The 19,558-nt window shown below is 45.6% G+C and carries 9 protein-coding genes; 4 read left to right on the forward strand and 5 right to left on the reverse strand.

Annotation, left to right across the window (positions count from 1 at the left end):
- The first annotated feature begins 627 nt into the window (after window positions 1-627).
- From NDA02_RS21570 to NDA02_RS21580, 3 genes are all read left to right on the forward strand, one after another.
- Window positions 628-1,470 carry an HNH endonuclease gene (locus NDA02_RS21570; RefSeq protein ID WP_348255809.1) on the forward strand — a complete coding sequence of 281 codons (843 nt, stop codon included), beginning with the start codon at window positions 628-630 and terminating at the stop codon, window positions 1,468-1,470.
- Between the two features lie 255 nt (window positions 1,471-1,725).
- Window positions 1,726-2,079, forward strand: coding sequence for a transposase family protein (locus NDA02_RS21575; protein ID WP_348255810.1), 354 nt, complete (start codon window positions 1,726-1,728; stop codon window positions 2,077-2,079).
- Between the two features lie 147 nt (window positions 2,080-2,226).
- Window positions 2,227-2,763, forward strand: coding sequence for a hypothetical protein (locus NDA02_RS21580; protein WP_348255812.1), 537 nt, complete (start codon window positions 2,227-2,229; stop codon window positions 2,761-2,763).
- Here NDA02_RS21580 and NDA02_RS21585 read toward each other — a convergent pair.
- A complete protein-coding gene (locus tag NDA02_RS21585; RefSeq protein ID WP_348255814.1) occupies window positions 2,760-7,613 on the reverse strand; it encodes a caspase family protein in 4,854 nt (1,617 codons plus the stop codon). The genes NDA02_RS21580 and NDA02_RS21585 overlap by 4 nt on opposite strands.
- Before the next feature lie 78 nt (window positions 7,614-7,691).
- Window positions 7,692-14,135 carry a hypothetical protein gene (locus tag NDA02_RS21590; protein ID WP_348255816.1) on the reverse strand — a complete coding sequence of 2,148 codons (6,444 nt, stop codon included), beginning with the start codon at window positions 14,133-14,135 and terminating at the stop codon, window positions 7,692-7,694.
- A gap of 225 nt (window positions 14,136-14,360) precedes the next feature.
- On the opposite strand from NDA02_RS21590, the gene NDA02_RS21595 reads away from it, so the two are divergent.
- Window positions 14,361-14,987, forward strand: a complete 627-nt coding sequence (locus NDA02_RS21595) for a Uma2 family endonuclease (protein ID WP_348255817.1) — start codon at window positions 14,361-14,363, stop codon at window positions 14,985-14,987.
- 76 nt (window positions 14,988-15,063) lie between these two features.
- On the opposite strand, the gene NDA02_RS21600 is transcribed toward NDA02_RS21595, so the two are convergent.
- The 3 genes from NDA02_RS21600 to NDA02_RS21610 form a co-directional block, all read right to left on the reverse strand.
- The gene (locus tag NDA02_RS21600) at window positions 15,064-15,258 is read right to left on the reverse strand and encodes a hypothetical protein (RefSeq protein WP_348255818.1); all 195 of its coding nucleotides are present in this window, start codon (window positions 15,256-15,258) and stop codon (window positions 15,064-15,066) included.
- Window positions 15,259-15,508: 250 nt separating this feature from the next.
- Complete coding sequence (locus NDA02_RS21605) at window positions 15,509-19,042, reverse strand: tetratricopeptide repeat protein (protein ID WP_348255867.1); 3,534 nt, start codon at window positions 19,040-19,042, stop codon at window positions 15,509-15,511.
- A gap of 170 nt (window positions 19,043-19,212) precedes the next feature.
- A complete protein-coding gene (locus tag NDA02_RS21610) occupies window positions 19,213-19,488 on the reverse strand; it encodes a hypothetical protein (protein WP_348255820.1) in 276 nt (91 codons plus the stop codon).
- Window positions 19,489-19,558 lie beyond the last annotated feature (70 nt).

The raw sequence follows: 19,558 nt of genomic DNA on the forward strand, positions 1-19,558 counted from the left end.
CTCATCTTGTTGCTCTCAGACGCTCTAAACCTCAAACATTGCCGCTAACCCTTAGTTTGAGAGGCTTTTGCTTGTACTCCCTACTGCTGGATCACCAAAAGATGGGATGAGCCGCAATTCTTCGCTATCGTGACATAAAATCCTTCGCTGTGGCATTCAATCCTTCGCTACGGACACTTATTCCTTCGCTCTACATTTGCTTCTTCTATTCTTGAAGGCGGCACCCAGATTCGAACTGGGGGATGGAGGTTTTGCAGACCTTGCTTAACTACGAATTTTCAGGATTTCCAGCCTTTCACTCAAATTCTTACCCCAACTTTACCCCATATACTCCATATACCCCATAATAGTTTTTGGCATTGCTGAATTGGGATATGAAGGGTGCAAATTTAGCTTCTGTATCGCCCCCTAAATCCCCCAAGGCTGGGGGACTTTGAATTCTGGTTCCCCCCAACTTTAGGTAGCTAGGGGGCGTATCATACTCCGATTCAGCAACGCCTAGTTTTTTAACTTTTTGAATTACCTCTTAATAAGATAAAATTCTTCTGAGAAAGAAGTTTCTGAAGCCGTTCTTTCTGCTCGAACCAGAGACGATCGAATAGGTTAATCTGCCTGCTCAAAACCTTCATGACCCCACAGCGAGTCACGATCGAACTTCCAGAGCCGATTTTTCGACAATTGCTGCGGATTGCTGAAGCGACCCAGCAGTCTATTGAGGCGATCGTGGCTCAAAGTGTGATGAGCAATTTGCTTCCCTCTACGGACACGGCATTGTCGGAGTTGCGGTTAGAACTATTGAGAATGCAAAACCTGAGCAATGAGGAACTGCTTCAGATAGCCCAAGCGGAAGCTGAAGTAAGTCAGTATAACTGGCATACTGACTTACTAGCGAAAAGTGAGGAGAGGTTGCTGACTCTGGAGGAGCAGGAGTTAGCAGCTTTGAGACAAGCTGCTGACTTAACTAATGCTTCGCAGAGCATATGCGTGGTTGCTATTACGCTGGCGCGGACAACGAATTCCTGCTTTGCAGGAGATGCCAGTTCCACAGTGAGTATCCCAAACCATTTGCGGCGGCAATTTATTGAGGAAGCGGGCTACCGCTGCGAATATTGCAAAACTTCCTCACAATTGACAGAAACACCCTTAATCATGGAGCATATCATTCCACAATTGCTAGATGGCAGCGACGAGCGCAGCAATTTAGCGGCATCCTGCTATCCCTGCAATGAGCTCAAGAGCGCAAAAACTCATGCAATCGATCCTGAAACGGGGCAACTGGTTTCCCTCTTCAATCCTCGAACTCAATCTTGGGCAGAGCATCTAACCTGGGTTAACGAGGGTACTCATATCATTGGGCTAACCGCTATTGGCAAAGCTACGGTAATTTCATTAAAGCTTAACAACGAGAATATGGTTGAAGCACGATCAATCTGGATTGAATTTGGTTGGCATCCTCCGATAAATTTCTAGCACGTCAGCGATTAAGGGTAAGCCTAGCTGAAAGCTTATAACGCGCCTGCTTCAGGTTCACTGGCAGAATCCTGTTTACTAGACCTCCTGCATGAATAGCTAAGGGGTGTGACAGTTGAGGATCCGCAGCGAAGCAAGATAGATTCTCGATAGAAACTAATTCCAGAAGCAGATATGCGATACAGCAACTTGGAGCATCTATCCAAACCTGAGTTTAAGCGCTTGTGTAGGGTAAGCCGTGAAACGTTTCGCGAGATGGTTGAGGTGTTGCACCCCCATCTTGATCGCCAAGGACAACGGGGTGGACAGGCTAAGCTCAGCGTCGAAGACCAGTTACTGGTGGCGTTGGAGGACTGGAGAGAGTATCGCAGCCAATTTCACATTGGGGTCAGTTGGGGAATCCACGAAACCACAGTTGGACGAATTGTCAGAAAAGTCGAAGACCTGTTGGTCAAGTGTGGCAAGTTCCGACTTCCCAGCCAGCGTCAGCTTTATCAACCGGGCTGGGAATGGAAAGTGATGGTGATAGATGTGGGAGAGATGGAAATTGAACGTCCCCCAAAAAACAGAAGCGCTACGCATCATTACAATGCCTCTCTTCGCTCTTAACCATTACTATTCACCACTACCGGTGAAGGTTCTGCCAAAGAGATATTAAGCCTTTGCCATAATAACCGACCCCAATCAGCTATCTAGCTATAATTTGGGATTAGAGAACCGAAAGTTAGATAATCTGTAAGAGGGCAGAAGTATTTTATGGCAGAAGTCGAAGCAATAGCCCAAAACTTGCTGGAACTGGATGAAGACGAGCTAATGGCGCAGCTTGGAACACGATCGCAGGCAATAGAGGCAAGTCCGAGAGCTGCGTCGATCGAGTCTCTGGAAGAAGAAGTCCCTGTGCCGAGAGGAGCGTTTGATGATTTACTGAGGGCAGGTAAGAATATCTTTGCCCCAGCCAGTGCTCAGGCCTATAAGATTCTCTGTTCTCCGGTTGGAGGTGACAGTGAGCTTGCGGCAGAATTAGATAAGCTGATGAATCAGAAAACGGCTGACGCGGCAGCGAAAATGACGGCTGCGATTGCTCCTGTTTTAGTGACCAGTTTGGGATTACCTCAGTCGATCGCAGTGATGGTGGGATCGCTGATTGTTAAGAAGGTTGCTAAGGGGACTTCTGATTTCATCTGCGAAAACTGGAAAGAGACGTTGGAAGGTTCAGCAACCGCTAACACTCCAGAAAGTTCACCGATCGCTCCTGTGGAACTGCCTGATACGCCAGAGCCTTCTGCAAGTTAACCTGTTTCGTCTTCTACGTTCCAGACATATTTCTTGCAAGTCTCGCAAGCTGCGATCGCAACCTCACGTTGCTCTGAACCTTCAATTGATTCGGGATTTGTGAAAACAGGATGGTAGCGGAGGCGATAACAGGCAGTTTGCAACCAGGATTTCCAGCTACCAGCCTGCCACAAACGTACTGTCTCATCATCACTGCCACTAATGATGTACTGTCCATCATGGCTTATTGCGACTGAAGTCACCCTTTTTTCATGTCCTCGCAAGGGTTGCCCAATCAAGTTACCCTGAAAGTCCCATAGGCGTATCGCTTTGTCCTCGCTGCCACTAACGATATATTGCCCATCAGGACTAATTGCAACTGAAGTTATCCAATTTTCTTGTTGAAAGGGTTGCCCGATCGGGTTGCCTTGGATGTCCCATAAACGAATATTGTTGTCGCGACCACCACTGACAACTACTCGCCCATCAAATCGGATAGCAACAGCAGTTACAGCTTCTCTGTGACCTTCAAAAGGTTTCTTTGTTAAAGGTTTACCCTGTCTATTCCACAGTCGTACAGTTCCATCCAAACCACCACTGACAATCATTTCTCCATCAGAGCTAAAGACAATTGACCATACAGAATCTTCATGCCCAATAAAGGGTTGCCCAATTGAATTTCCCTGAAGATCCCATAATCGCACTGTTCCATCGCGGCTACCACTGGCAATTGTTTGTCCGTTTGGACTGAAGGTAACTGCCCAAACAGGATACTCATGTCCACAGAATGGTTGTCCAATGAGGTTTCCTCGGCAATCCCAGAGCCTTACCATTTTGTCTCCGCTCCCACTAGCGATGTGTTGTCCATCTGGACTGATAGCTACTGACAAAACAGAACCTTCGTGCTGAAATGGTTGACCAACCAAGTTGCCACGCAAATCCCACATACGAATAGTTTGGTCATAGCCACCGCTGATAATATACGGTTCAAACCCATGACTTGAAGCTTTCATCTCAGAGCTGATAGCCACTGAGCAAATTCGTTCTTGATGTCCTCGAAAGCATTTTCCAACCAAATCGTTTGGGTAATCCCATAACCGCACTGTTCCATCTGCATGTCCACTAATGATAGTTTGTCCATCGGAACTGAAAGCCAGAGACTCAACAAAAAAATTGGGGCCTTCAATTGGCTTAGATCCTTTAAGAGACAAACCAACTGGATTTCCCTGAAGGTTCCATAGGCGGATTGTATTGTCATGGCTACCACTGGCGATCGTCTCACCTCCAGGGCTAAAAGCAACTGAGGTTACAATGTCTCCATGACCTCGTAAGGGTGAACCAACTAATTCTCCTTGTTGATTCCATAAGCATACCGTTCCATCATGACTGGCACTAGCAATGTAACTGCCTTCTGGGCTGAATACGACTGAGTTAACCCACTCTGAATGTTCTACAAGCGGGAGGCCAATTGAGTTACCTTTAAGATCCCATAAACGAATCGTGCAGTCTTGGCTACCACTGGCAATTGTTTTTCCATCAGGACTAAATGCAATCGCTCTAACTCCTTCACCATGTTGAAACGGTTCAGTGATTGGTTGTCCCTGTTTATTGAATAATTGAATCTCGCCGTTATCTTTACCACTCACGATAATTGTGCCATCTGTATTGATAGCAACTGCCGTAATACCGAATAGACCTGCATTTTCTGCTTGGAGAATTTGTCTAATATAAGTGCCATTTGCAGCCCATAAGCGAATAGTATCGTCACGACTACCGCTCACAATCCATTCACCGTCTTGGCTGATGGCAACTGAGTTAACCCAAGCCTCATGTCCTTGTAAAGGTTTCCCAATCACATTCCCTTGCATGTCCCATAGACGAAGGGTTGTGTCAAAACTACCACTCACAATTGTCCTTGCACTTTGACTTACAGCAACCGAAGCAACATTGCTAGTGTGTGCCTGTAATACTCTGCGTTCTCGGGCAATCTGAACGCTACTCAGCAAACTAGACTGAACGGAACCAAACACTTCGTTCGGTATGTTTGCTAAATTCTGCCCCATTGTTTGAATTGCGAGAACTAATCCATCTGTTGGCTGTGCAGAGAGCAAATCCAGAACCCTAGCTGCTTTTCTCGGCAACTCTTCTCTCATCTGACGTACTTTAGCCTTACGCAAGCTAATGTTAATAAATTCTGTCTCTCTGCTATTGAATGAATAACGTCCTGACTGCAAAATTGTTTTCAAATGCTTCAGCCGATCGCCATCTGGCAACAGTAATCCATCAGGACGATTGTTCCTGTCCCAATCATTCGCCTGCGGTGTTAATCGTTGCTGTAGCTCCAGAATTTCCTTTGCCTTCTCCTCATTAATCCACTCCTGCAACCTCCCCCAGCCACGTACCAGAAAATCGTGGGCAGGTTCGACGTAGGGTTCTCCGGTTTCAAGTTGTCCTCTGACCAGTAGACGGGCATTTACGAGACGCTCGACCACTTGCCTAACTCGATCGCTCTCCTCCTGAGTGGGATAAACCAGTTCTGAATCAGGTACTCGTCGTCGTGCAGTTTCTCCACCTTCCAGGGTCAACATCCGCAGCATAATCCGTCGCATTGTGACTTGATAAGCTTTGCCCTCCTCCTTACCAAAGCCTCCCTGATACTTATCGTTAGTGTCTGCATTTTTGACAAGCTTGTCGTATTCCTCGTTGGCTCTGCGGGTGAGAGAGCCAGCTATACCCCCTTCCTGGTCAAACTGGTCATCAATGCTGAGAGCGCGATCGCTCGTTTCCTGATTTCTCCATTTATCAGCAAGTTTGACGTAGAGTTCGCTGAGAGTAAAGGAGAGCAGGGGTAAGACTCCTGGCATTTGTCCAATTTCATCAATCAGGCGATCGACCAGGTTGGCTGGCTCGAAGTAAAGTGCCATTTCAGAGGCGGGTCCTTCGATCGCCTGTCGTAGTTCGTCCGATCGCATCGGTCTAACAGGGAATCGTGCTTTTGACCAGTAGGGCTTGAGAGCTTCGGAACTGAGAAAACGGGGTTCAAAGTCAGAGCGGAGAGTAACAATGATGCGAAGTTGTGGCAAATCTGCTGCTAAGCTAGTTTCTAGCAGGCTGAGAAATTGCTGCCATTCTTCGGGTTGTTCGTTCTGTGAATTCTGTAAAGTAGTGCGAGCGAGAGTAATGAGTTCCTCAAACTGGTCAATGATTAAGAGTAACCTTTGGTCTGGATGGTTCTGTGCCCACTCTTGAGCGATCGCAACGAAAGACCCTGGATCAGATTGCAACTGCTGAATTAGAGGTGCAAGGCAGTCTTGAAAGGCTTGTTTTAACTGTTGTTGCTGTTCTGAGTCCTGCTCTTCGGTTTGACACAGGGAATACAGCATTTCAAAGTGTTCTACGAGCAATCGTTGCCTGACAAATGGAGAAGCATCATTCCAGTCTGTGATTAGCTGAGTAAGCATTTCAGCCTCTCGTTGCAGTTGTTTTACTTTGCTGCTGTTCTCTTTTCCTTGAATAACAGCCTGAGCAATTTCAGTGTTGAGTTGTTCGAGCTTATCTTGAAGAAGCCCGTTGAGAAAATCAAGCTGGTTGAGTTGGGGAGCAAAGGGAGTGTCTGCGATCGCAAACAGAGTTCTTGCCAGCGATGCAAAGGGAGACTCACCGGGACGCATGGGAGTAAGAATTTTCCACTGATGGATTTGGGTTATTAGCCTCAGTTGCAGTGGAGAGGGAGAGAATTGGATGAGAAGCTCTAAAAGACAGATTTGAACAAGATGCTGATTTCGCAAATGAGGAATTAATCCTGCTTTGACCAAGCTCGACTTTCCAGAACCAGAAACTCCCAGGACTACTGTTAATGCCTGATCGGGTTTCGAGAGCCGTTTTGCCAGTTCCTCAATCAAAGCCTGTCTGCCAAAAAAGAAGCGGGCGTGTTCTTCTTCAAAAGGCTTCAAACCACGATAGGGGTTGTTGGCTTCATCTAGTTCTGGGGCTTCACTGAGGGTGGTAGGGTCAAAGCTGGGGTCGTGGAAGATGTATTCGCCGCGATCGTGCTTTTTGAGGGGAAAGAGCCCGGGAGTCTGACGTTCTCCAGAGCGGGTTTCCACGTTGTCTCGCAGGTAGAGATAGAGTTCGGGGGCGGTGATTACGCCATCTTTCGTCAAATCTGCTTCTTTATGGCGGTTGCCTTTCTCATCAGGTTCGCCATCCTGCAATGCCTCGAACAGGGCTTCGGCAAAAGGAGAATGCTGCTCATCTTTTGCGCTAATTCCCCGTTTGTCGCTCAAGAAGTCGAGGGCTTCTTGGTTGTGGGCGGAGGAGGCGATCACCTGCCAGGCGGGATAACGAATGAAGCGATCGTAGTGCTGGCGATGGATCGTTTCAGGAATGGGAATGGCTTTGCGGGTGCTGGACCAGCGGAAGGTGCCTGCAAAGCAACAGTCGAGGATTATCAGCAGGTGATGGCAGGGTAGGGTGATGAGGGCATCGTGGAGTTCCTGCATCGGCAGGAAGTTGTTAGATTCTCCGGGTTTAGGATTGGGGTTAGCATCTTGGGGTAGGAGAAAGCCTCTTGGTCCATCGTCACTTTCGAGGGGCATGCCGTGTCCAGCAAAGTAGAAGAGTAGACGATTGTTTTCAGCAGGTGGCTTGAGTTGTTGAGGCAGCCACTCGGTGAGCAAGGTTCTGATCTCGGTCAGAGTAGGCTTGCGCTCGGTTTCATCTGTGATTAGCTCAACCTGATAGTTGTAGTCTTTTGACAATAGACCAGCCAGTTTTGCAGCATCAGGTTTTGCAGTTTTCAGGTCTGCAATGCCATTGTGGTAGTTGTTGATGCCAATGACGATCGCTAAGTTGCAAGTGAAGTCAGACATGGTAGAAGAGTAGCTTCATTAATAGTTGAAAATTTTCTATATCTGCTTAAACGGGATTTCAGACTGCAAAGATGGATGTTAGTCACTTAGGCTTGAAGGTGTAAAAATTGCAGCTAACTCTTCAGGTGCGAAAAGACTTTGGGTAAGGTGAAGTGTCTTATGCCAATAAGTGGCATGAGCACGAAGGGTATCTTCTTGCCTCTCAAAAAGCTTTTCATCAGGATTAAACAAAGTTCTTCTAAAGAGTTCAAGAACAGTTCTAATTTCTTCTTTTGAAGATTTAGGAATAGTTTCAGAAAGCTGACAGATCGCTCCTTTTGGTGTAACTTGCTGATCAGCCTCTTGAAAAACTTCATGGCAAGCTGCGATTACGTTATTCAAAGCTTGCTCGAATTTAATTCCTGCTTCCTTTGTTTTACCTTGTCGCGACAATTCATTTGCTTGCCGGAGTAAAATCTTTGCTACATCTGTTTGAGTCCATGCATGTTTAATACAAGTCAAACCAATTTTCTGCTGAATATCTATTTCTGGATTTTCTGAGATTAGATGAAATGCTAATCTATCGCAGCAAACTTTAAGCCATGCCTGCCAGCCACTTCTCCACAAACGCACTATGCCAGAAGTATCGCCAGAAGCAATTAGCTTGCCATCGGGGCTGAAGGTGACTGTAGTAATCCTACCTTTATGCCCTGTAAGAGGTTGACTAATAGGAGTTCTATCTGTACTCCACATACGAACTGTACTACTTCCACAAACAATCAACTTACCATCAGGACTGAATACAATAGAGTCAACCCAATCACCATACTCTTGAAAAGACTGATCGAGGCAGTTCCCGTTTAAATCCCAAAGGTGTACTCTACTAATTCCTAAAGCTGAGCCATCATTACAAGTGCCGATAATTAGCTTACTATCAGGGCTAAAAACCAGTGATTCTAGATAACTACGTGTTTCTAGAGGTTTGAGGAGTTGTCCTTTAATATTCCACAAATGCATCCTACCGATCTTACTGCTAGCAATCAACTCACCATCTAAGCTGGCAGCGACGAGTTTGACCTCTAGTAATCCTCCAAAGGAATCGTCGTGTTCCTCAAAAGGTTGCCCTACAGGTTCACCCTCCGTATTCCATAGACGCACTTTACCGTCCTTACATCCAGTAATAATACACTTACCATCAGGGCTGAAGGCTACTGAGCTGAAATCAACTTCGTGCCTATTTAGAGAGTGACCAAACGGTTTTCCGTCTAAAGTCCACAATCGTGTTTCAGTGCAACTATTGCCAACAATTAGCTTGCCATTGGGGCTGAATGTAACTGAGGTGGCTCCAAATTCTTTAAGAACTGGACTAACGAGTTTACCCTCTAGGCTCCATAAGCAGATTGTCTGAGCATCGTCACTACTGACAATTAGCTCACTATCAGGACTAAAGGCAACTGAATTAACTCTATAGCTATGCCCTTCAAAGGGTTGACCAACTAAATTACCATGCACAGCGCATAGCTGAACTTTGCCATAACCACCACAAGCAATCCACTTACCATCAGGGCTAAAGGCTGCTGAGTATACTAAATCATTGTTTTCCGCTAAGAGTGGACTAATCGAATTTCCCTCTAAGTTCCAGAGTTGCGCTACTTTTCCTGTAGTGCTTTCGGCAATTAGTCTAGTGCTATTAGAATTGAAGGTAAGCGATACAATCTGATCAGACAGACCATACTTTGTTGCTAAGGGTTGGTTAAAAGAATTACCCTGCATATCCCACAAGCAAACCCTTCCGTCCCTACAGCCACAAGCAATCCATTTACCATCAGAGCTGAAGGTGATAGAGGAAACCTCACCATCAGCAATATCATGAGTAAGTGACTGAAAATGTTGATCGACTGAATTACCCTTGAGATCTGATAAGAGCACCTCACTGCTCCCTCGGACAGAGTATCTACCGCCAATAAGAACTAGCTGACTATCAGGACTAAAGGCTACTGAGTTAACATTTCCTTCGTGTCCTGCAAAGAGTTGACTAACGAGATTCCCTGCTAAATCCCATAAATGTACCTTGTAGTAGAGCGGACTATGCTCACTGCTACTAGCAATGAGCTTGCCATCAGGACTAAAAGCAACCGAGCTAACCCAAGTATGCTGATAAGGTTTGCCAACTCGGTTACCTTCTGAGTCCCACAGGCGTACTGTACCGTCTTTACTGCCACTAGCAATCAATTTACCGTCAGGACTGAAGGTAACTGAAGTGACTTCTCCTTCATGTTCTTCAAAAGGTTTCCTTACAGGATTTCCCTCTAAGTCCCACAGGCGTACTGTACCGTCTTTACTGCCACTAGCAATCAATTTACCGTCAGGACTGAAGGTAACTGAGATAACTTCTTCCTTGTGCCCTTCAAAAGGTTGAATAACAGCTTGGTTAGTCTCTAAATTCCACAGTTTAATCCCACCATAAGTACCTCCGATGAGTCTTTTGGCATCAGTGCTAAAAGCAATTGAATAGATCGAGTTCTCCTCAAAAGGTTGAGCTATCAGACTACCCTGCAAGTCCCATAAATAGACTTTTCCGTTATCACTAACACTTACAATTAGCTTGCCATTGGGACTGAAGGCCAGTGATTTTACTTGTCCTTTATGTTCCTCAAAAGGCTGATTCGGTTCTTGAGGTGATTTCTCGAACACAGGGATACCCTGCAAATTCCATAGGTGCAGTTTATTGTCTTGACCACTACTTAAAATAAGCTGACTATCAGGACTAACAGTGACCGAGGTGACATTTCCATCATGTCCCTTAAAGGGATGACTCACAGGATTACCTTGCAAATTTAATCGCTGAATATTACCATTGCTGAATCCACAAATAATCCACTCACCATCAGGGCTGAAAGCAACTGATTTAACTGAAATCTCATCCATTAAAATAGCTCGGAATGTAGAGTCCTTTTCTATATCCTGTAAATATACTTTCCCCAATACACCACCAACAATCATCTTTGCATCTAAACTTAAGGCGACTGATATGGTTCTCTTAAAATCCTTACAAGATTGTATGATTAATTGACTGTTCTCTAAAGCCCAGAAACACAGTTCGTTCTGTAAGCTGATGCTGACAAATCGTTTGCTATCAGGACTAAAGCTAATTGCTCTAACAGGGCTTTCATATACCTTGTTAGATGAGCTAACAAGGTTGCCTTGTGTATTCCATAAGCATAGTTTACCCTGTGAGTCACCGCTAACAACCCATTGACCATTAGGACTAACAGCAACTGAGGTGACTATTTCGGTCAAATGCCCTGCATCGTCTTGAGGAGGAGATACAATAGCATTGCCCTTTAGATCCCACAAACGGAGAAAATTATCACTACAGCCAGCAACAATCGACTGACCCTCTGGGCTAAAGGCAACTGAATTAATACGGAACTTTTTAGATCCCATCTGAGCGACAGGATTACCCATCATATCCCACAGACGTACTGTACCGTCATAACTTCCACTGACGATGAAATTACTTTCTGGATGAAAGGCAACTGATGTGACTAAACTAGTATGTCCAAAAAAGGAATTCGGCACTCTAGCTGATTCCATCGCTTTGTTTAAACTTGCTTGCACTGGTGTTAGTAGGTCTTCTAGTAAGCCTTCTTCTTTGCTATGCAAATTATAATTAATTGATTGAATTACTAATTCTAAAGCTTCTTTAGGATTGACTGGTAATAGATTTTCTACCCTCGCTGCTTGCTCTCGTAATTCTGCCGTAATCCGTAACTTCTTCTCTCTTCGTAACTGCTCTCTCAAATCTTCTTCGACAGCCTGTTTTCGAGCAATACTACTTTTAACAAATTTTGTCTCCCAATCATTTAACCAATTATCAATAGCTGACTCGAATATTTTATTCAACTGATCTAGACGCGGATCGTTGTTCCACAGTAAGCCAACAACTTGCTCGTCTTTCTCGCTATTTACAGCAGTAGTCTTGTACCAATCACTTGCTTGAGGTGTTAAACGTTGTCGCAAGGCTAAGTTCACCTGCTCTTCCTCTACCCACTCCTGCAACTTATTCCATCCTCGTACCAGGAAATCATGGGCTGGCTCCACATACGATTCTCCTGTCTCCTGTCCCTTCACCAGCAGCCGAGCTTTGACTAGGCGATCGCTCACCTGCGCCACACGCTGATTCTCTTCCGAATCTGGATACACCAGCTCAGATTCTGGTACCCGTCGCCGTGCGACTCCTCCCCCCTCGATCGCCACCATCCGTAACATCAGCCGCCTCATTGTGGATTGATGTTTCTCATCCAGTGCTTCATACTCCTCTGTAGCTCGTCGAGTCAGCGCACCTGCTACTCCGCCCAATGCTTTATAGTCTGCAAATCGCAAAGTGCGATCGGTACTTTGATCCTCCCGCCATCGCTTATATAAGCTGACGTAAAGCTCACTCAGCGTAAACGAGAGCAACGGCAACGCACCGGGCATCTGCCCCACCTCATCCACCAGCTTGCTAACCAGATTCCCAATTGTGTTGCCTTTGTCATCCTTCAATTCTTCAAAATACAAGGCTTGCTTTAACGCCGGATTCTCGATCGCCTGCCGCAATTCATCCGAATTCATCGCCCGAACCGGGAAACGACCATCTTTCCAATACCGTTCCAATGCCGAACTCAGGAACCGGGGTTCAAAGTCAGAGCGTAACGTCAGTACCAGACGCAGGGTTTGAGGGTGGTTCTCGATCGCAGTTCTCAGAACCTGCAAAAACTTCTGCCACTCTTTCTGTTCATTGGGGTGAATATCTTCTTGCTGTTTGGTTTGGTTCGGACTTTCGCGATCGTCTTGGCTTCTGGTAAGCAGTTCCTCAAACTGGTCAATCACCAAGAGTAACTGGACACCGGGATGTTTCTGTTCCCAAGTGGCGATTAACTGACTAAGATATTGCGGTTCTTCTCGGAGTTTCTGGTTGACCGCACCAAGCTCAGCCAAAATCTGGTCATACAAATCCTTGAGTTGATCCTTTTGCTGTGGAGTACCCTGCGTCTTGAACTGATCAAAATAATCCTCAATCAACAGCAATTTTGCTTCTGGCGTTGCACTACACCAGGAGTTTGCAACTTTTATTAGCGTCTCATCCGACTGATGGAAAGGTTCCGTTACCAAAGGATTACCTTTCTGCTTACCCAAATCCGCCTTATCCAAATCCTCGTCTGACCCAGCTTCAGGCTTCAGCATCTGCTGAAAAATGTCATTCAGAAAGCTCACTTCAGCCAATCGTTCAAGCAGATTTTCATTGACGATCGGCAAAAGTACCCTTGCCAGAGACGTGAATGGAGACTCCCCCGGACGCATCGGCTCAAGAATACGCCACAACTCGGTCTTTTGCGCGGTATTTTGGCTTCGCAGATGCGGAAGCAATCCTGCCTTCACCAGGCTTGACTTACCAGAACCAGAAACTCCCAGCACCACTGTTAATGTTTGATTCGGTTGTGTAAGGCGTTTTGTTAGTTCCTCAATGAGTGCCTGTCTGCCAAAGAAGAGCTTTGCGTGTTTCTCATCAAACGACTTCAATCCGCGATAGGGGTTATTCTCCTCATTGAGTGGAAGAGCTTCAGCGAGTGTTTTTGGATCAAATCCAGGTGGGGTGAAAATAAACTCACCTTTGTCATAGTCTCGTCGCAGTGGATAAATTCCGGGGGCTTGTTGCTCACCCGATAATTGCTTCACTCGTGTTTGTAGATACACAAACAACTCATGGGCAGTGACGACTCCATCCGGAAATAAATCTGCCTCAACTCGTTGGGAGCCATCTCCTGGATGCAATCCTTCCAGAAGCGCTAAGGCAAACGGAGAGTGGCGTTCTTTACCGAACGGAGACTTTGATTGATTAGTAATAACCTTGCGATTATCTTCCTTCAGGCGAGCAACATCTAGAGCTTCCTGGTCATGGGCGGATGAGGTAATGACCTGCCATGCTGGATGACGAATGAAGTGGTAGTAATGCTCTTGATGAATCGTTTCCAGAATGGGTATCGCTTTTCGGCTACCAGCCCAGCGAAACGTACCTGCAAAACAGCAATCTAGAATCACCAACAGGTGATGACACTTCAGTTTATCCAGCGCCTTGGATATATCCCGCATTGCAAGAAAAGACGCAGGTTCAGTTGGGTCAGCGTCATGGGGAACCAGATACCCTTCTGGACCATCATCATTGGAGCGAGGCAGCCCATGCCCAGCGAAGTAGATAATCAGGCGATCGCCCTCTCCTGGTTTCAGTTCCTCAGGGATTCTGGTGTTAAATAAGTGTCGGAGTGCCTCTAGAGTTGCATCTTTGTCAAATAGACGAATCACTTCTGGCTTTTCATCCGACTGTTTGTAGTCATATTGCTGCTTAAGCAGATCGGCGATCGCCCTCGCATCACTGACTGCTGTACTGAGATCCCGGATGCTGTCATTACTGTAATGATCAATGCCAATGACGACTGCAAGGTTGCGATCGAAGTTACCTCTGTTGCTATCCCACGCTCTGCCTTTACCTGCCTCGCTCATCCATCTGCCTCTTGCTCATTCTGGGATTAATCCACCATAGCCTCCCTATTCCAGAGCATCAGGATTTGTCAGAAATGTTTAAGGCAATGTTTCAAGCAACCTGAGAGGTTATGAGAAGGGCGTTCACAAAGTGTCTCTGAAAGAGAATTGCCCCTTTCACTAGCGTTAAAATCTTACATACAAGGCATCAGTCACTTTTTCCCATTCATGGCCTGAGAGGCAAGGATGACAACGCTGCTGATTCAAACGGAAAGCACTCCACTGACGGTCAATTTGCCTGCGATCGAGCCGATGACGGAGCAGCAGTTCTATGAGTTCTGCCAGGCTAACCGCGATCTGCGAATTGAACGCACTGTCAATGGAGAAGTAATTGTTATGCCACCCGCCTTTTCAGACACTGGCAACCGCAATTTCAATATTGGTGCTCAACTCTGGAACTGGACTGAGCAGGATGGAACCGGACTTGGGTTTGACTCCAATTCAGGATTTACCCTACCAAATGGCGCAATACGTTCTCCCGATGCATCGTGGATTAAGCTGGAACGCTGGAATGCTTTGACAGAAGAACAAAAAGCGTCCTTCGCTCCAATTTGTCCCGATTTTGTGATTGAGTTGCGTTCTGCCAGTGATTCGCTGACTGGTTTGCAGGACAAGATGCAGGAATACATTGCCAATGGGGCGATGCTGGGATGGTTGATCGATCGCAAAAATCGCACGGTTCACATCTACCGCCCCAATCGGGAACCAGAAATTTTAGACAATCCTGAAAGTGTGAGTGGCGATCCAGAGTTACCAGGGTTTGTGTTGCGGATGAAAAAGATTTGGTTCAAATGTGATGCCTCAGTGAGATGAAGAGTATTACAAACGTGTCAATGTTGGTGTTGTTTCTAACAACAGTATCTTTCTCTGTAAGTAGCAAGAAACGGTTCTACAGTCTTTTCTCCCAATCCTTCAGAGTGCGGCGACGTAAGTCGGACTGACGCACAGCCACTTCCCATTCCACAATGAACCGCTCCCGATTCACCCGCCGCAACGCCCCTTTCAACTTGTTGATTTCGGATAGAAGCTCTAGATTCGTTGTGCCTTTGGAATTGGATACCAGAACCAGAATTTTCTTCTGCATAGGAGAGGTTGGCTGGATAGCTCAATCCAGTATATTTGGCTGATTTAGTAGTTCAGGCTTTTGCTCATAAAGGTTTAAATCATATAGATTTCACCCCAGCCACCACTGCAAGGCTACAATCCACAGCATTGATGCGCATTCAACTTGTAGCTGTGGGGATTTATCGTTCATACCATTAACTAAAGAAGATGTCTGAGCGCATAACCAGATTAGCAAGATCAATCAGGTTCACTTCAAACACTACCATCATCTAGGATTTGGTTTGTACAGTTACAGAAGCTTCTTTACCCGTTCCTTGATCTCTTGCTGAGACAGATAAAACCCCGTCTAAATCAATCGCAAAGGTCACTTCGATTTGCGGAACGCCTCTTAGTGCTGGCGGAATTCCATCCACTCGAAACGTTCCTAAACTCACGTTATCGGCAGCAAGTTCACGATCTCCCTTGAGGACATTGATTTCAACATTACTCTGCCCATCTTCAGCAGTGCTAAAGATTTCAACGACTTTTGCTGGCAGAGCAGTATCGCGGGGAATGATAGCAGTCATTACTCCACCCAGAGTCTCTACACCCAAGGATTCTGTTGTGACTCCTCCAGCCACAGCAATTGTATCCTGAGCAGTAGCTCCAGGCATCACCGCGTTATAAATCACTAAATATAAATCGCCTCTTTCTCGAGTTTGAGCATTGATCAGACCCTTACCCCGAACTCGAACTCGTTTACCAGCACCGGCACCCGGAGGAATACGGATTGTAAACATTTCATTGTCGCTGATTCTGATCCTCTTTTGCACTCCTTGAGACATTTCCTCTTGAGTCAAGTAAATTTCAGACTCTAAATCAATAGAGTTAATCACCAGATAAAGATCTCCACGCTCCTGCGTCAGAGAATTAAGCTTCCCTTTGCCCCGAAGACGAATTTTTTGACCAGGTTTAACATTAGCAGGAATTTTAACAATTATTTTCGTTCCATCCTCAAGCTCAATCTCCTTGTGAACTCCATCCACCTCCTCGGTAATATCTAGAGTCAAACTCATCGTTTGGTCAAAGTCAGTTCTACTTTGCTGAGGATCTGAATCTTGCTTTTGCTGTGATTCGCTCTCAGTTCTTAGCTTTCGACGCTTTTTCAGAGCAGTTTCTAGATCTTGCAAGTACGTTTTATTTTGCAGATCGAGGCGAACGGCTTTCTGATATTCCGTGATCGCTTCATCCAACTTATCTTGCATATAAAATGCAGTTCCTAAGCGGTTGTAAGCAAGAGCATTTTCGGGGGCAATTTCAATCGCTTTTTGATAGGAAGCGATCGCTTCATCAAATTCGCCTTGCTTAGCAAGTAGCACACCTAAACTTTGATAGTATTCCGCATTCTCACTATCTAGCTCGATTGCTTCACGGAGTGTAGCGATGCTTTCTTCAAAATTTCCTTGATCTGCTAAAGCATTCGCCAAAAGAAAGTGAGAATACGAACGAGTCGAATCGAGTTGAATTGATCTGCGCAATAAAGCGATCGACTCATCTAGATATCCTTGCCTATACACGCTAAGCGCTAAACAACTGAGTGAATCGATATTGTCAGGAGCAATCTCAACTGCTTGACGTAATGAAGCGACTCCTTCGCCAATTAATTCTTGTTCAACTAAAGCAAGACCCAAGACTTTGTGAGCAACAGCATACTCTGGATTCAGTTCGATTGCCTTACGAAGCAGAGAAGTTGCTTCTTCGTGATTTCCAGACTGCATTAGGAAATACCCTAGATTGCAGTAATAAAGCGCTTCGTTAGAATTAATCTGAATAGCTCTACGTAATGCCGCGATTGCTTCCTCTGAATCGCCTTGATCAGACAAAGCAATTCCTAGATTATTATGAGCTGGGGTATAATTTGGGTTGATCTCAATGGCTTGACGATAGGCAGCGATCGCTTCACCAAGCCGATTTTGCTTGTGTAAAAGATCTCCTAGATTATTGTGAGCAAGCACATAGTTAGAATCGATTTGGATAGCTTTTTGATATTCACCGATCGCTTCATCAGATCTATCCTGGCTGCCTAGAAAAGCTCCCAGAGAAACATGAGCAATCGCATCATTTGAATCAAGTTCGATCGCTTTTCGATACGCTGCCTCTGCTTCGTCGAATTTATCTTGTTTGCATAAAGCAAATCCTAGGGAAACATGAGCAACGGCACTATTTGAATCGAGTCCGATCGCAATTTGGCATTGCGCGATTGCTGCTTCTAAATCACCTTTCTTAGCAAGACTACATCCGAAATAAGCATGAGCAACGACATTATCTAGATCAGCATCAAGCACCTTATAATAAACAGAAATCGCCTCATCTAACTTATCCTGCTCTTCTAGAGCGTCGCCTAAATTGTTGTAACTCTCTAGGTAATTCGGGTCGATTTGAATCGCTTTACGAAATTCTGCGATCGCTTCATCTAATTTACTCTGAATCTTGAAAAATTTACCTAAATCATTACATCTGCGGCACTCTAAAGGGTCACGAATTGGACGTTCAATTCGAGCCACATCTTCATTCTTGAGTTCGAGTTGCTGCTGCAGTTTTTTCAATTGCTCCAGCACAGTTTGACTTAGAGGATACTCCAATTTGACCGCTTTGCTAAACTCCTGCTCATAGCGTTGCAGCTTGCTTTCATGTTCCCGTTGTGCCTGTCGTTTTAACTTTTCCTGATAGTCTGCTTCTACTTTCTCAAGAATTGGACAAGAGATTTCCCGAACTTCCTCATCAGTTAAATTTCTCTGATTTTGAAATTTCTTTAGCTCTGCCTTAATTGCTTCATTAAAGGGATAATATTTGATCAGCATAACTAATCGCCGTTCATAAGCTTGTTGAGCTCGCCGAATCGGTGCTTGTTCCTCTTCTAAAATCCTGTCGGCTTCTTCGGCTGATAAGGCCAGTTCTTCCCTCAATTCATTCAGCAAATCTTTCTCGTATTCAGCTAGCTTGTGGTCTTGCAAATACTCTCTGACTTGCTCTCGAAATTGCTGCAGGCTCGGTTCTTCCTCGGTTAATGCCTGTGCTACATCCAGTTGAATGGCTTCTCGCTTTGCCTGGGAAAGTACTTGCTCAGAACCAGATAAAACCTGGTTTGATTTAATCAGAGTTGGCTTACGCTTAAGAATTGGCTTTAAATGCTCGGGAATCTCCTTTGCAACAGCATCTATCACTTCAGCTTTGCGCTGTTGCTCCGTTACAGCTGATCGCAGTACCTTAGAGCTACCCGAAATTTCTAGCTGAATTGCATTCTTGCCAAACTCATAGGCTTGCTCAACGGAACACTCATACCCCAATGCTCGATAAAATCCTTTAGAAAAGGAAATCGCCGCATTGTCCTGAATTTCCTGACTCATGCCAATCACATAATCAATATGATTCACAATGGCATTAGCCTGCTCTTCTGAGTAGCAAGCATTGAGTAAAACACAGCCAACATTTTGAGCAAACAGACGAAACAAATCAGATAAAGCCTCTGCCCGTACCCACTGCTCTCCGCCCTCATTGCTTTCAAACACTAATCCCTGCCGACCACTACCATGCCCACAAAAATGTACAATCTGAGGTCGGTGTCTGAAGAAAAGATCGTGCAAATCTCCAACACGCACTGCCAGGGCATCCTCTACCTCAAATCGCTGGCGATTGCCCGATTTCTCAATTACATCCTTTAAATCCCGGATTTCACGATCGAGGTTGAGGTCTTTGCGCGGGTTGGATGCCAAAATCAAAATCTTCATAGCAGTTGGCAAGGGCGATGGTTGCAGCTCAAGCAGGGTAGTACCTAAAGTGTAATCTTCAAATCACTACTGCTAGTAGAAACCCTGACACTTCTTAAGATTCAATGCTGAGCAATGAAAATTTGTTGTAGTAGAAGCTTATCTGTCATGAGTTCTCATCGACATCAATAGGTTCATTTGCAGGGACTCTGCGATCAGGTTTTCTCTCACTCTGGGAGTTTCCACAGTTTGATCTCCAGATCATCACCCGCGCTAGTCAACAATTTGCCGTTAGGGCTAAAGACCACTGTTCGCACCTCTCCCAGATGTCCCGTAAATGTTTGCAACAACTCTCCTGTTTCGATATCCCACAGTTTCACCGTAAAATTTCCGCTGGCACTGGCAATTTTGGAACCATCTGGACTCACTGCCACACACCACACCTGTCCTGCATGACCTTCGAGGATGTGTTTGGGCGGTGGCGTTAGCCTGTGTGGTAGCACGTATCGCTTCTCCCCTGTTGCTAAATCCCAAAGTTTGAAGGTGCGATCGGCTTCTGAGTTCAGCAGTTTT

The sequence above is a fragment of the Leptolyngbya sp. ST-U4 genome (genome assembly GCF_039962215.1).
Lineage (GTDB): Bacteria > Cyanobacteriota > Cyanobacteriia > Elainellales > Elainellaceae > Leptolyngbya_A.